Annotated in this window: 11 protein-coding genes; 8 read left to right on the top strand and 3 right to left on the bottom strand. The window is 69.0% G+C overall.

The annotated features are described in order from the left end of the window. Positions 1-61: 61 nt before the first annotated feature. Positions 62-946, top strand: a complete 885-nt coding sequence (locus DMP23_RS02125) for a TIGR03854 family LLM class F420-dependent oxidoreductase (protein WP_337819993.1) — start codon at positions 62-64, stop codon at positions 944-946. Here the strand turns inward: DMP23_RS02125 and DMP23_RS02120 are convergent. Continuing rightward, complete coding sequence (locus DMP23_RS02120; RefSeq protein WP_275295549.1) at positions 943-2,469, bottom strand: MDR family MFS transporter; 1,527 nt, start codon at positions 2,467-2,469, stop codon at positions 943-945. The two genes, DMP23_RS02125 and DMP23_RS02120, sit on opposite strands and share 4 nt — an antisense overlap. An 87-nt stretch (positions 2,470-2,556) precedes the next feature. Between DMP23_RS02120 and DMP23_RS02115 the strand changes: the two genes are divergently transcribed. The 3 genes from DMP23_RS02115 to ligD are packed head-to-tail and all read left to right on the top strand — an operon-like array spanning position 2,557 to position 5,821. Continuing rightward, a complete protein-coding gene (locus tag DMP23_RS02115) occupies positions 2,557-3,693 on the top strand; it encodes a DUF1015 family protein (RefSeq protein WP_337819992.1) in 1,137 nt (378 codons plus the stop codon). Positions 3,694-3,734: 41 nt separating this feature from the next. After that, on the top strand, positions 3,735-4,811 hold the full coding sequence (locus DMP23_RS02110; protein ID WP_205673378.1) for an ATP-dependent DNA ligase: 1,077 nt from the start codon (positions 3,735-3,737) through the stop codon (positions 4,809-4,811). Further along, positions 4,808-5,821 carry a non-homologous end-joining DNA ligase gene (ligD, locus tag DMP23_RS02105; protein WP_337819991.1) on the top strand — a complete coding sequence of 338 codons (1,014 nt, stop codon included), beginning with the start codon at positions 4,808-4,810 and terminating at the stop codon, positions 5,819-5,821. The genes DMP23_RS02110 and ligD overlap by 4 nt, the downstream gene beginning before the upstream one ends. Before the next feature lie 751 nt (positions 5,822-6,572). On the opposite strand, the gene DMP23_RS02095 is transcribed toward ligD, so the two are convergent. Beyond that, complete coding sequence (locus tag DMP23_RS02095) at positions 6,573-7,610, bottom strand: CobW family GTP-binding protein (protein ID WP_337819989.1); 1,038 nt, start codon at positions 7,608-7,610, stop codon at positions 6,573-6,575. 124 nt (positions 7,611-7,734) lie between these two features. Between DMP23_RS02095 and DMP23_RS02090 the strand changes: the two genes are divergently transcribed. Further along, complete coding sequence (locus tag DMP23_RS02090) at positions 7,735-8,700, top strand: nucleoside-diphosphate kinase (protein ID WP_337819988.1); 966 nt, start codon at positions 7,735-7,737, stop codon at positions 8,698-8,700. An 8-nt stretch (positions 8,701-8,708) separates the two neighbouring features. Here the strand turns inward: DMP23_RS02090 and DMP23_RS02085 are convergent, their stop codons facing one another. Beyond that, positions 8,709-9,641, bottom strand: a complete 933-nt coding sequence (locus tag DMP23_RS02085; RefSeq protein ID WP_337819987.1) for a nucleoside-diphosphate kinase — start codon at positions 9,639-9,641, stop codon at positions 8,709-8,711. 508 nt (positions 9,642-10,149) lie between these two features. On the opposite strand from DMP23_RS02085, the gene DMP23_RS02080 reads away from it, so the two are divergent. The 3 genes from DMP23_RS02080 to DMP23_RS02070 all read left to right on the top strand — a co-directional run bounded on the left by DMP23_RS02080 (position 10,150) and on the right by DMP23_RS02070 (position 12,968). Continuing rightward, the gene (locus DMP23_RS02080) at positions 10,150-10,926 is read left to right on the top strand and encodes a YqcI/YcgG family protein (protein WP_337819986.1); all 777 of its coding nucleotides are present in this window, start codon (positions 10,150-10,152) and stop codon (positions 10,924-10,926) included. Positions 10,927-11,198: 272 nt separating this feature from the next. Further along, the gene (locus tag DMP23_RS02075; protein ID WP_337819985.1) at positions 11,199-12,398 is read left to right on the top strand and encodes a CynX/NimT family MFS transporter; all 1,200 of its coding nucleotides are present in this window, start codon (positions 11,199-11,201) and stop codon (positions 12,396-12,398) included. 63 nt (positions 12,399-12,461) lie between these two features. After that, on the top strand, positions 12,462-12,968 hold the full coding sequence (locus tag DMP23_RS02070) for a flavodoxin domain-containing protein (RefSeq protein WP_337819984.1): 507 nt from the start codon (positions 12,462-12,464) through the stop codon (positions 12,966-12,968). The last annotated feature ends 3 nt before the right edge of the window (positions 12,969-12,971 follow it).

Below are 12,971 nucleotides of genomic sequence, written 5' to 3'. Positions count from 1 at the left end.
GAAGAACTCGCGCCGGGATCCGGTTCTGTCGAGGGGAACGTGCCGACAGAGCGGAGCGAGCGTGGACAAGATCCGGGTGGGGGTGGCTCCGGGACTCGGGACCGGGCCGGCGGAATTCACCGGTTTGGCCGAGCTGACGGAGGCGGCGGGCGTCGACTCGCTGTGGCTGTCGGAGGTGGTCTATTCGCCGGATGTCGACCCGTTGATCGGCATGACGCACGCGCTCGCCCGCACCGAGCGGCTCAAACTGGGCACGGGCGTGGCGATCCTGCCCGGACGGAATCCGGTCCTGGTCGCGAAACAGCTGGTCACGCTGGCCGGACTGGCTCCGAAACGGGTGCTCCCGGTGTTCGGCCTGCTGCCCGCGCAGCCTGCGGAACGAGCCCTGTTCCCGGTGCCGGAAGGCCGGCGCGCGGCGGTTTTCGACGAGTCGCTCGCGCTGCTGCGCCTGCTCCTCGAACAGGACAACGTGTCCTTCGACGGCGAGTTTTTCCAGGTCGACGGCGTGACGATCGGGCCGCGTCCGGCGAAGCGGCTCGACGTCTGGGTCGGCGGGGCCGCGCCTGCCGCGTTACGTCGCGCGGGCCGGTTGTCCGACGGATGGCTCGGCAGTTTCCACACGCCCGAGCAGTCCGGCGCGGCGCGGCTGGCGATTCAGGAAGCCGCCGCCGAAGCCGACCGGGAGATCGAATCGGACCACTTCGGGCTGAGCATGGTCCTTGCACTGCACGGGATCCCGGAACGGCTGCGCACCGTGGCGCAGCAGCGCAATCCGGGTCGTCCGGCGACCGATCTCGTGCCGACTAGCTGGGTCGAGGCACGCCGGATGATCGAGCAGCACGTCGAGGCCGGACTCACGAAATTCGTGGTCCGGCCGGGATACTCCGGCGACTACCGGCAGTTCCTCGACGATTTCGTGCGCGAACTCGTGCCGCTGCAGAACTAGAACGTCAGCTGCTCGGTCTTGCGGGGCATGAGCAGCAGCGCGACGACACTCACCACCGAGACGGCGACGATCGCGAGGAACACGTTGTGCGTGGCCCCGGCGAGCGATTCGCGCACGTACGCCGTCGCCGGTGAGTTGTCGTGCGTGCCGCTGAGGATGCGGCTGGTGGCGTCGACGCTCTGTGGCAGGTGTCCGGCGACCTCCGCGGGCGGGTTCGCGAACCGGCCCGCGAGGGTCGCGTTGGCGATCGCGCCGAAGATGGCCGTGCCGACCGCGCTGCCCAGCGAACGGCTGAACATGTTGGTCGCGGTCACCACGCCGCGACGCTCCCAGCCGACGGTGGACTGCACGGCCACGACCGTCGGGCTGGAGGAGAGCCCGAGCCCGATGCCGACCACGAACACGGCCGCCGCGGCTGTCCAGACCACCGAGTCCAGGCCGAGGAACGTCGCGATGACGGTCCCGACGAGCAGGAATCCGGTGCCGATCAGCGCGGTGTCGCGGAATCCGATCCGCAGGTAGATCTTCCCGGACAGCGACGCCGCGATCGGCCAGCCGATCGTGAGCGCGGCCAGTGCGAAGCCCGCGGTGAGCGCGTCCGTGCCGAGCACGCCCTCGGAGTAGGTGGGCAGGAACGAGCTGAAGCCGAGCAGCACCGCGCCGGTGACGAGCGCGACCAGGTTCCCGCCGATCAGCGTGCGGCGCGTGAACACCCACAGCGGCAGCACGGGTTCCTCCGCACGCCGCTCGACCAGCACGAACGTGACCAGCATCAGGACGGCGACGGCGAAGATCGCCAGGCTCGGCGCCGACGTCCAGCTCCACGCGACCCCGCCCTCCAGCAGGGCCAGGATCAGCAGCGCGCAGCCGAGCGTCAGCAGGGTCGCGCCGGCGTAGTCGACCTTGTGCCGCGTGCGGTTCACCTGCTCGGTGAACTTGCGGTAGAGCATCCACGCGGCGAGCGCGCCGAGGGGCAGGTTGACGAAGAAGATCCACCGCCAGCTGAGGTATTCGGCGAACACGCCGCCCAGCGTCGGCCCGATCACCGAGGCGACCGCCCACACCCCGGCGAGGTAGCCCTGCACCCGGGCGCGCTCCTCGACCGTGTACAGATCGCCGACCATCGTCATGCTGATCGGCTGGACCGCGCCCGCGCCGATGCCCTGCACCGCGCGCGCCGCGATCAGCACCGGCATGCTCCACGCGACCCCGCACAGCACCGAGCCGAGCAGGAACGCGGCGATGCCGAAGAACATCACCGGGCGGCGGCCGAGGACGTCGGCGAACTTGCCGTACAGCGGCACGGTGACCGCCTGGGTGAGCAGGTAGATCGAGAACAGCCACGGGAACTGGGAAAATCCGCCGAGGTCGCGGACCACGGAGGGGACCGCGGTGGCGATGATGGTGCTGTCGAGGGCCACGAGGCCGGTGCTCAGCATGACGGCGGCGAGGACGGGTCCCCGCTCGGATCGAAGGCCTACGGCGGCGCGTTTCGCCGCGGGCGGACTGCTCGTGCTACCCATGCCGGGAATAAACTCCTTCGCCCCGGCAAGCATTCCCCAGCCGATCGATCGGTGCCCGGGTGTTCGCCTGGCCGTCATCATGGAGGGATGGACAGATGGGTGCGGCCGATCGGCCGGGGCTGGGTCGTTCAGGGCGCGGTGCCGGGACCGGATGTCGACGAGTTCGCCGAACCGGAGGCGGTGACGAGGGCGCTCGCGGCGGCGGAAGGGGACACGCTGCTGGCCGCGCAGCATCCGGCGCGGACGCCCGCGGCGCTGGCGGCCGGGCTGGACGTCGAAGCGGCGCTGCCGGAAGCACGAGCGACGCTTGAGCGGCTGCTGACCAGGCATTACCGGCCGGAGACCGGGTTCGTCGCGGCCTACCGGATCGGCGAGACGATCGCGGGCGTGCTGTGCGTGGTCGATGTCCGGGAGCTGACCTCTGGCCAGGCGCACGTGAAGCACACCGAGGAGGTCTATCCGGAGGTGGTCGCGGAGCGCGCGGCTGTGCTGGACGGCCTCGGGTGCGCGACGAGCGCCGCCCTTCTCGTGCCGGTCGGCGACGGAGCTGAGCTGACCGCGGCGGTCAAGGAAGCGGCGAGTTCGGCGGATCCTGATGTGTCCACTGTGGACCGGGCAGGACTGGCGCACGAGCTGTGGGTGGTGCGGCCGGGGGAGATGCAGGAACGGCTGCTGGAGGCCGCGTCGGCGAGCGATCTGCTGGTGGCGGACGGGAATCACCGCGTCGCCGCCGCGGCGGGGAGCGGTCAGCTGCTGGCGTTGGTCACGGCGGGTTCGCAGCTGGAGATCCGGGCGATCAACCGCGTACTCCTCGGCACTGGGCACTCTGCGGAGAGCCTGTTGGCGGCTTGGCAGGAAGCCGGGCTGGACGTGGCCTGGTCGGATGACGCGACCCCGCCGTCTTGCCCCGGCACGGCCGTGGTGCTGGCTGGCTCGCGCGTGCTGCGAGTGCGGCTGCCTGCGGCGGATCCGCTGGTGATCGACCACGAGGTCGTGGAACAGACACTCCTCGGCTCCGCGCTCGGCCTCGACCCGGACGGTCCGCACGTGCGCCCGCTGATGCCGGGCAGCCCGGTCCCGCCGAGCGCGGACGCGGTGGTGCAGCTGGCCCCGGTGCCGTTCGAGACGGTGCAGGCGGTGCACGCGGCGGGACGGCGGATGCCGCGGAAGGCCACGTACTTCACGCCCAAGCCGCGGGGCGGGCTGGTGCTGGCGCGCTGGTAAAAAGGTGCAGGTCAGCGTCTGTTCCGCTTAGGATCGCGCAGGTGGAGTTACCGCTGATGCCGCCGGTGCGGCCCATGCTCGCCAAAGCCGTGCACGAGGTGCCGCGCGACGGCGGGTTCTGGTACGAGCCGAAGTGGGACGGCTTCCGGTGCGTCGTGTTCCGCGACGGCGACGAGGTCGAACTGGGTTCGCGCAACGACCGGCCGCTCACCCGGTACTTCCCGGAGCTGGTCGAGCTGCTGCGCGACGCGTTGCCGGAGAAATGCGTCGTCGACGGCGAAATCGTGCTGGTCACGCCGCGCGGGCTGGACTTCGGGGCGTTGCAGCTGCGGCTGCATCCGGCGGCCAGCCGCGTCCGGAAGCTCGCGGAGGAGACCCCGGCCAGCTTCGTCGCGTTCGACCTGCTCGCGCTCGGCGACCGGGACCTGACCGAGGAACCGTTCGCCGAGCGGCGCCGCGAGCTGGAGGGCATTTTCGCGCCCTCGACCGGCTTGCAGCGGGTGCACCTGACGCCGCTCACGACGGATCCGGACACCGCGCAGGACTGGTTCACCCGGTTCGAGGGCGCGGGCTTCGACGGCGTCATGGCGAAGCCCGCCGATCTGCCGTATGAGCAGGACAAACGCGTCATGCTGAAGGTGAAGCACGAGCGCACCGCGGACTGTGTCGTCGCGGGTTTCCGGTGGCACAAGGACGGCAAGGGCGTCGGATCGCTGCTGCTCGGGCTGTACGACGAGGAGGGTTCGCTGCACCACGTCGGCGTCGCGAGCAGCTTCACCGCGGCGCGGCGCCGGGAGCTGGTCGAGGAGCTGGCCCCGTGGCGGGAGAACGCGCTCGACGGGCATCCGTGGCGCACCTGGGCGGAATGGCAGGCCGACGAGGTGCGCCGGCCGGGCGCCAACAGCCGGTGGGCTCCGGACAAGGACCTGTCGTGGGAACCGCTGCGCCCGGAACAGGTCGCCGAAGTCCGCTACGAACACCTCCAAGGCGGCCGCTTCCGCCATGGCGGCCGATTGGTGCGCTTCCGCCCGGACCGGACCCCGGAATCGTGCACCTACGCGCAACTGGACGAAGCCCCGCCCGCCGAGTTGGCGGATCTGTTCGGGGAGGCCCGATGAGCGGGGTGACGCTGGAACTGGACGGCGTCGAATTGACCATTTCCAGCCCCGACAAGGTCTATTTTCCGGAACGAGGCGAAACCAAGCTCGATCTCGTCCGCTATTACCAAGCTGTCGCAGGCCCTTTGCTCGCTAGACTCGGCGGTCGCCCCCTGCTGCTGGAACGCTATCCGGACGGCGCGGGCGGAAAATCGTGGTTCCAAAAACGCACGCCCAAGAACGCGCCGTCTTGGCTGACCACCGCCGTCGTTTCCACGCCCAACGGAACCACCAGCGACGCACTCGTGGCCGCAGACCTGGCCCACGTCCTGTGGGCGGTCAACCAGGGTTGCCTGGGCTTCCACGTGTGGCCAAACCGCGCGGCAGCACTGGAAATCGCGGACGAACTGCGCATCGACCTGGACCCGTCGCCCGGAATCGGGTTCCCGCAACTGCGCGAGGCAGCGGTTCTCGTGCGCGAATTCCTTGCCGAACTGGGAATCGAGGTCTACGTGAAGACCTCCGGTTCGCGCGGCCTGCACCTGTATTCAATACTGGAACCGCGCTGGGACGGCTACGAAGTGCGAGCCGCCGCGGTGGCGCTGGCAAGAGCGTTGGAACGGCGGCATCCCGACCTGATCACCGCGCAATGGTGGAAGGAGGAACGCGGCTCGCGAGTTTTCGTGGACTTCAACCAGAACGCCCCGCATAAAACGGTCTTCGGCGCTTGGTGCGTACGCCCGAGGGTCGGCGGACAGGTTTCCACGCCGATTTCCTGGGACGAACTGGCGACCGTGGAACCGGACGCCTTGACCCTGTCGACGGTCCCCGCGCTGGTCGCGGAACGGGGAGATCCGTGGGCTGGCGCGAACGATCGGCCGCAATCGATCGAAGCCCTGCTGGAGATGTCCAGGAAGGATCTGGCCAGCGGCCTGATGGACGCGCCGTGGCCGCCCGTGTACCCGAAGATGCCGAACGAACCGCCCAGAGTCGCACCGAGCAGGGCGAAAAGGACACCCGCCGAAGGGTGACGACGCGAGTCAGCCGGAGGTCCGTGAGGGGCTCCTTCACGGACTTGGATTCCCTCAAGGAGCCCTTCACGGCCCGCCCCCGCCAGCCTCGCGCCCGCCCGGGATGCCGCCCCAATGTGGCATTGGGTGCGTCGCATGCACCGAACGCCACATTGGGTGCGTCCCACGCACCCAATGCCACATTGGGGCGCTAGCCCCACCCCAACGAAACCGCCACCGATGCACTCAACTCGAAGTGCACCCACACCACCCCCGCACCCCGATACGAAGCTCTCCTGCGGTCTGAGGGTGCTTGTCAAGGCATCTTTCCCGCCTTGACAAGCACCCTCAGACCGTCAGCACAATCAAGCTTCGGGGTGCCCCACGCACGCCAGGGCGCAATGTCGCCGCCAGGCGACGAGCAGTCGTCACCCCAACGGCAGCTCAAACGCCAACTGCTCCTGCCCGCCAACCCCCACCGGCACCCCGGCCAGTGTCCCCGCACACCCAGCACAAGGCGTCACATGCCCAGTCCCAGGCGCGGTCAAATCGATCGGCGTCCAAGTCCGCGATTCCCGCTCCCCGCAAGCAGACCGCCGGTACCGCAGATCATCCGCCCGGGTCATCACATGCGCGACCGGATCGTCTTCCGGCAACGCACCCACGAGGTACCACCGAGCCGCAATCGTCTCCGCCATGGAACGAGTCCTCCAAAGAGGCTGGTCCGAGCTACGAAGACATAGTGCGACTCCATCACCATCAATCCGCGCGTTTACGCATCTTCGGCGTGGCGCGCCCCATCATCGGGTTCATCGAGATACCGGAGAAACCGCAAAAGCCCCCGCTCGTCCGGCACCTCATCCTCCGCCACACAAGCCGCAAGCTCCCGCTCAACCGCCGAGGAATCAATCCCAGCACCAATCAAAACCAGCTCGGTCCGCCGCGGCCCAGACCCCCAGCTCGACCGATCTACCTGCACAAACGCCCCAACAGTATGCAACCCGAACCGAGACCGAGACTCCGGAGACCCGAGATCCACCTGCCCCTTAACCCGATACAACCCAGCAGGCCGGCTCTCCAGAAACGCCAAAAACCGCCGAGGCGAAAGCGGCCGCTCAGCACTGAACACGACGCTCTCATACCGCGCGTGCAAATGCTCGGAATGATCATGTTCGCGCAGATCGTCAAAAGACAACTGCCCGTAACTTTCCCGAGGCCGGGGATCGAAAAACAGCCCCGGATCAACCCGCCCCCGCTCGGTCTCCAGCACCGGCACCCCTGGCGCGTACTCCTCGACCACCGCACGGACCTTGGCCAGCGCGTCCGCCTCGGCCCGGTCGACCTTGTTGAGCACCACCAGGTCGGCCACCCGCAGATGCTCAGTCAGCTCCGGATGCCGCGCCCGGGTCGCCTCGAACTCGACCGCGTCGACGACCTCGACCAGCCCGCCGTACCGGATGTCCGGGTTCTCGCTGGCGATCATCAGCCGCAGCAGGTCGCGCGGTTCGGCGATCCCGCTCGCCTCCACCACGATCACGTCGATCCCGGCTTCGGGCCTCGACAGCTTGCCGAGCATCGCGTCCAGCCCGCGGGCGTCGACCGCGCAGCACAGGCAGCCGTTGCCCAACGAAACCATGGTGTCGACCTGCCCGGCGACCGCGAGCGCGTCGATGTTCACCTGGCCGAAGTCGTTCACCACCACCCCGACCCGGACGCCCTGGCGGTTGGCGAGCAGATGGTTGAGCATCGTGGTCTTCCCCGCACCGAGAAAACCCGCCACGAGCACTACCGGAACCCGCTGCCTGGCCACGCGTCAACCCTCCTGTCGTCCGGGCAGCCGACGATACCCGCAGCGGGCGCCGGGCCGTGGCAGCCCGGTGCCGTGCCCGGCGAAAAGCGGTTGGCGCAGTGTGCCGTCGTGGCAGGATGAGCGGATGATCTGGACGCCGGGCAGGGAGGACCGGGTCGACGGCATGCCGACGGCCGGAGAATGGCGGCAGTTGTCGGTCGTGCCGGAGAAACGGGAGGTGTTCGGCTACGACCTGTACTTCCGCGAGGGCTGGGCGGACGTGCTCGCGGTGTTCGGCGGCGACGCGACGAGCGTGCTCGGCGGGCTGGCGATGCTGGTGGTCAAACCGGACGCGGTGGTCGGCCGCAGGCTCGGCCCGATCATGGATTACCTGGCGGACAACGGTTTCGTGCCCGTCGCCGCCACCCGGTTCGGCTACACCCGGCATTCGATGCGCGAGGTGTGGCGCTACGACTGGCACATCTACACGGTCGACCGGCTGCAGTTGTGCACTTTCTGGTATCTCACCAATGACGTGCTGCTGTTCCTGGCGCGCGACGTCCGCCCGGTCGCGGGATTGCCCGCGACGGTCCGGCTGTGCGAGCTGAAGGGCGTCGGCGATCCGGCGCAGCGCCGGCCGCACCATTTGCGCACGAAGCTGAACCCGCCCAACCGGATCCTGAACTTCGTGCACGTCGGCGACGAGCCCGCGGACATCGTGCGCGAGCTGGCGATTTTCCTCGACCGCCCGGAGCGGCTCCGGTTTCTCAAGGAGTTGCGGGCGCATCTCGCCGAGGACCGCACGGCGCAGGCGCGAGCCGAGATCGCCGCCATCGAGGCGGATTGCCCGGCGCACGACCTGGACATCGACGCGACGCTCGCCCGGCTGGCTCCGATAGCGGGCGAGGCCGCGGTTTCCCGGTTGCGGGACGTGGTCGAGGGCGGCGACCGGATCAGCTGGGACGAGCTGGCCGAGCTGGTGCCCTTCGAGAAGGCCGACCGCTGGGACGTGATCGTGACCGCGTCGTTCGTGGTGCACAACGAGCGCCCGGTGCCGCATGCGCTGCTGCCTGCCGTCTCGGCGGAGGCATGGACCGCGCAGGTGCGGTAGCGCCTCGTTTACAAGGGACGTCGGGCCCGGGGCTTGGCCCAGTGCGCCGGATCCGGGTTGGAGATCAACTTCGCTTCGCCGAGCTCGTCGCATTCAGTCAGCCCGGCCCCGACCGCAGCGAGGTCCCAGCGATCGACCTCGGCTCCACTTTCGGCGACTGCCTCGGCGACCTCGATCCAGGGCACGGATTCCCCGAACCGCAGGCGTTCCATCAGCTGGAGCGCCCGGTTGCCGTGCTCTGCCCGCTTGAGCGCGTCTGCCACCGCGTCGGCGGCCGTGTTGGCGTCGAAGGTTCGCGGGGTGGCTGCGGCTTCGACGGCGAGTGCTTCTTCGAGCAACGGGAGACCGGCTGGGGTATCGGCGGTCAATGCGTGCAGTGCTTCCCGTCGCTGCGGCTGTTCGAGCAGTAAGCCGAGTTCCCGGATCAAGTCGGCGGGCTCGTCGGCGACGTGGATGTAGCTGAAGTTGCGATTGTGCTGGTGCAGCAAGGCGCGCAGCGTGCCGGGCTTTTGCTTCGACAGATCGGCTGAGCCTTTCAACGCGGCCAACCGCATCGTCGCGGGCGTCGGCCCGGGCTGCTCGTCGCGCAGGAGCAGCAACAGGGCGGAGCCGCGGTAGATCAAGTCGTTCAGCGCGAGCCGGTCCACGGTGGCCGAGGTCAGCTGGTACCGCCACATTTCCCGCCACCGCAGGCCGTCCAGTTCCGGACGCTGTACTGCTTGGACGGCGAATCCCTGCTCAGCCAGCCAATCGAGTACAGGACGCACCTTGCCCGCGGCGATGCCGTCCGGTTTGACCAGGAGAAGCGCGTGCTGGCGCAGGATTTCCGCGGCCCGGTCGCCGAGGAACCGGGCGGTGTCGCGGGCACCTTCCCGGAAGTAGGTCTCGCGACGGTAGGCAATGCGCTTCGCGGGCATGCGCGTGAGCGCGGCCCAGTCCATGTCGTCGATCTTCTCCCCCTTGGCCGATGCCGGATCCGGTGATGTTATCCCGGCCCGCGGGGGCCTCGTGGAGGAAGCGCCGATGGGCAGTTCGCCAAGAAATGTCGAACGTCTTCGGAAGAGTGCCGCCGTGCGGGTGAGGGTCCGGGTCTGGGATCGGCGGATCGGCGTACGGCCGCTGTGGCGTCCGGGCGAACCGGTTGATTCCATTCCCGAACGTCTCGCGCGCCAATCGTCTACTGTGGACAAAGAAGATTCGGTTGTGCTGCCGAATGTTCCGGGTGATCTAGTATTGATATCGGTCACGGATTGCGCCGGATGTCGCAGGCGGATTGGTCGGTTCCGAGTCTTGCCTCGACGAATTCTCGGCTATTTCGCAAATGTGCGGAGGAAATTGTTCACTCGGATGGTCGCTGCCCGGGTTGGGTCGGCGTCCATAGAGTGCTGAGCGGCAGTGCACCGGAGGGGGTGCCGTGAGCCCGAGGAAGATCATTCCCGGAGGGCTGGAATGCACCGATTGCTCGAGTCCCGCAGCACCACGCTGACCACCCAGCAGGAGGCCGGAACATTCGGCACCGGCTGGCGTGCTCGCGCTTTCCGCGACGTCGAGTCCCGGCTCACCGACCGCGGCTTCCCCTGCGTCTTCTCGAGAAACGCCTTCCGAAAGGGACTGCTGCTGTTCGCGTTCGCCGAGGGTGTCGGGTCGGACGCTATCGCGAGACTCGGTGTTGAACTCGCCGATTATGTAGAGCTTTCCCGGAATTGGAACGGTCGGCTCGACACCGCGTACCCGTTGCTGATCGTGTTTTCGCCCGCGGCGGTGTCCGCCGGATCGGTCGCGAAGTACCAGGCGTTCGGCTGGGAAGTGCTCCAGAGGCTGCACCACGTCGATCCGGCACCGTGGCCGGAGAACGTCGGCACCGACCCCGGCGAGAGCTCGTGGTCTCTGTGCTTCAACGGAATGCCGTTGTTCGTCAACATGAGCAGCCCCGCGCATGAGGTCCGGCGCAGCCGCAATCTCGGCGAGCATTTCGTGCTCGTGATCAACCCGCGCGAGCGGTTCGACGTCGTCGCGGGCGACACCCCCAGCGGCCGGAACGTCCGCGACAACATCCGGGCGAGGATCGACCGCTACGACGGTGCCCCGCGCGCTCGCCAGCTCGGCTCTTACAGTGTCGCCGGGCTGGAATGGTGGCAGTACGGCCTGCCCGAAGACGATGTCGACCGGACCGATGCCTGCCCGTTTTCCTTCCGGGAAGCCGAAACCGCGCGGCCCCCCGCCTGATCGGAGAGAGAGACTTTGCGGCTGGTGCCGCGACCGGACTGAGTCCATTATGGACATGACCGCGCCGGTGTTCGTGACCGCGGCGGTGCGGTAAACCGGCAGCCGGACGGCAGGCAAGGCTGTTGCCGACTCAGCACCCGACCGGGCAAGATCGGTGCGGTCGCCCGGCGCTGGGCGGAGTGCTCCGGTGGCGGGGGAGAGGTTCCGATGATCGACGACCCGGTTCTGCTGCCGGCCCGGCCCGCCTCCGCGCTCCTCGGAGCGGTGGCCGCATGACCGCCCGTCCCGGGCCCGTTGCCCCCGAACGTGCGACCACGCTGCGTCCTGCGCTCGTCCTGATCGGCGTCCTGCTGATCGCCACGAACCTGCGCGCCGCGATCACCTCCCTCGGCCCCATTCTGGGTCTCGTCCAGGCCGATCAGGGGCTTTCCTCGGTAGCCGCGTCCGTCCTGGTCAGCGTGCCGCTCGTCGCCTTCGCCGGGTGTTCGCCGATCGCACCCAAGGTCGCCGCGAAGCTCGGGCTCGAGCGGTCGCTCGGCGCGGCGGTGCTGCTGCTCGCGATCGGGATCCTGCTGCGCTCGACCCCGCCGCAGTTGTTGCTGTGGACCGGAACCGCGCTGCTCGGGGTCGCCATCGCGATCCTGAACGTCCTGCTCCCCGCGCTCGTCAAACGCGATTTCCCGACCCGGATCGGGCCGATCACCGGCACGTACACCGCGGTCCAGTCCGGCGTCGCCGCGATCGCCGCCGGGGTCGCGGTCCCGCTCGCCGGGCAGCAGGCCGGCGGATGGCGGCTCTCGCTGGGCGTCTGGGCAGGGCTCGCGCTGATCGCCCTCGGGGTTTTCCTGCCGCAGCTGCGCCGGTCGGCCGCCGCGCCTGCGCTCGCGCGGACGACCGGGGCGGCACGGCCGTGGACGAACGGGCTGGCCTGGCAGGTCACCCTCTTCATGGGGCTGCAGTCGCTCGCCTTCTATGTGCTGGTGACCTGGCTGTCCTCGATCGAACAAGCCGCGGGCATCAGCTCGGTGACCGCGGGGTTCCACCAGCTGCTCTTCAATCTTTGCGGCCTGGTCGGCAGCTTGGTGAGCTCCATGCTGATCCACCGGTTGCCCGATCAGCGCCCGGTCGCGATCACCGGGTCGTTGCTGTTGACGGCCGCACTGACCGGGCTGCTGGTCGCGCCGGGGATCGCGGTGCTCTGGGCGGTCTTCGCCGGGTTGGCCGGCGGGACCACGTTGGCGTTGGCGTTGTCGCTGTTTGGGCTGCGTACGAAGGATTATTCCGACGCGGGGGCGTTGTCGGGGATGGCTCAGTCCGCGGGTTACACCTTCGCGGCGCTGGGGCCGATCGTGATCGGCGCGATTCACGACGCGGCTTCGTCCTGGACGCCTGCGCTCGGGGTGCTGATCGCGCTCGCGCTGGTGCAGACGACGTTCGGCGCGCTGGCCTCTCGCCCGAAGACGATCGCCTGACCGTCTGGGCCGCTGTCGGACTTCGGCCGGGCGCGGTCCGGCGATGGGGTGGAGAATGAAGGCATGATCAACGTCCTCGTCGCGTACGCGGGCAAGCATGGCGGCACCCGCGAGATCGCCGAAGTCGTCGGCGAGGAGTTGCGCGCCGCAGGGTTCGCTGTCGACGTGCGTGACGCGAGCGAGGTCGACAGCGTCACGGGGTATGCCGCGGTGGTGGTCGGCAGCGCCCTCTACTACGCGCGGTGGCGGCCCGAAGCGGTGCGGCTGCTGGAGCGCAATACCGAGGCGCTGCGGGCGCGGCCGGTCTGGTTGTTCCACAGCGGACCGTGCGGCCCGGGCGCGAATCTGACCCGGGTGAGCCTGCCCGCTCGGGTGACGTTGCTGGCCGCCGCGATCGACGCGGGGCGCACCGAGACGTTCGGCGGGCGGCTCGACCCGGCGCTCGCGGAAGGCGTGCTGGAAAAGCTGATGGCGCGCGGCAGCCGGGCAGGCGATTTCCGCGACTGGGACCGGATCCGGGCGTGGGCGCGGGACATCGGCCGCCGGGCCCAGTCTCGCGTGGCGATCTGAGCG

This window comes from Amycolatopsis sp. A1MSW2902, assembly GCF_017312175.1.
Lineage (GTDB): Bacteria > Actinomycetota > Actinomycetes > Mycobacteriales > Pseudonocardiaceae > Amycolatopsis > Amycolatopsis nivea.
Note: the sequence above shows the minus strand (reverse complement) of the source record. Positions and strands in the feature narration are given on the sequence as shown.

What these genes read in the sequence shown, in the direction of transcription:
- DMP23_RS02090 (WP_337819988.1), top strand. Translation starts at nt 7,735, where the DNA reads ATGATCTGGACGCCGGGCAGGGAGGACCGGGTCGACGGCATGCCGACG.
- DMP23_RS02070 (WP_337819984.1), top strand. Translation starts at nt 12,462, where the DNA reads ATGATCAACGTCCTCGTCGCGTACGCGGGCAAGCATGGCGGCACCCGC.
- DMP23_RS02075 (WP_337819985.1), top strand. Translation starts at nt 11,199, where the DNA reads ATGACCGCCCGTCCCGGGCCCGTTGCCCCCGAACGTGCGACCACGCTG.
- ligD (WP_337819991.1), top strand. Translation starts at nt 4,808, where the DNA reads ATGAGCGGGGTGACGCTGGAACTGGACGGCGTCGAATTGACCATTTCC.
- DMP23_RS02080 (WP_337819986.1), top strand. Translation starts at nt 10,150, where the DNA reads ATGCACCGATTGCTCGAGTCCCGCAGCACCACGCTGACCACCCAGCAG.
- DMP23_RS02115 (WP_337819992.1), top strand. Translation starts at nt 2,557, where the DNA reads ATGGACAGATGGGTGCGGCCGATCGGCCGGGGCTGGGTCGTTCAGGGC.
- DMP23_RS02085 (WP_337819987.1), bottom strand. Translation starts at nt 9,641, where the DNA reads ATGGACTGGGCCGCGCTCACGCGCATGCCCGCGAAGCGCATTGCCTAC.
- DMP23_RS02120 (WP_275295549.1), bottom strand. Translation starts at nt 2,469, where the DNA reads ATGGGTAGCACGAGCAGTCCGCCCGCGGCGAAACGCGCCGCCGTAGGC.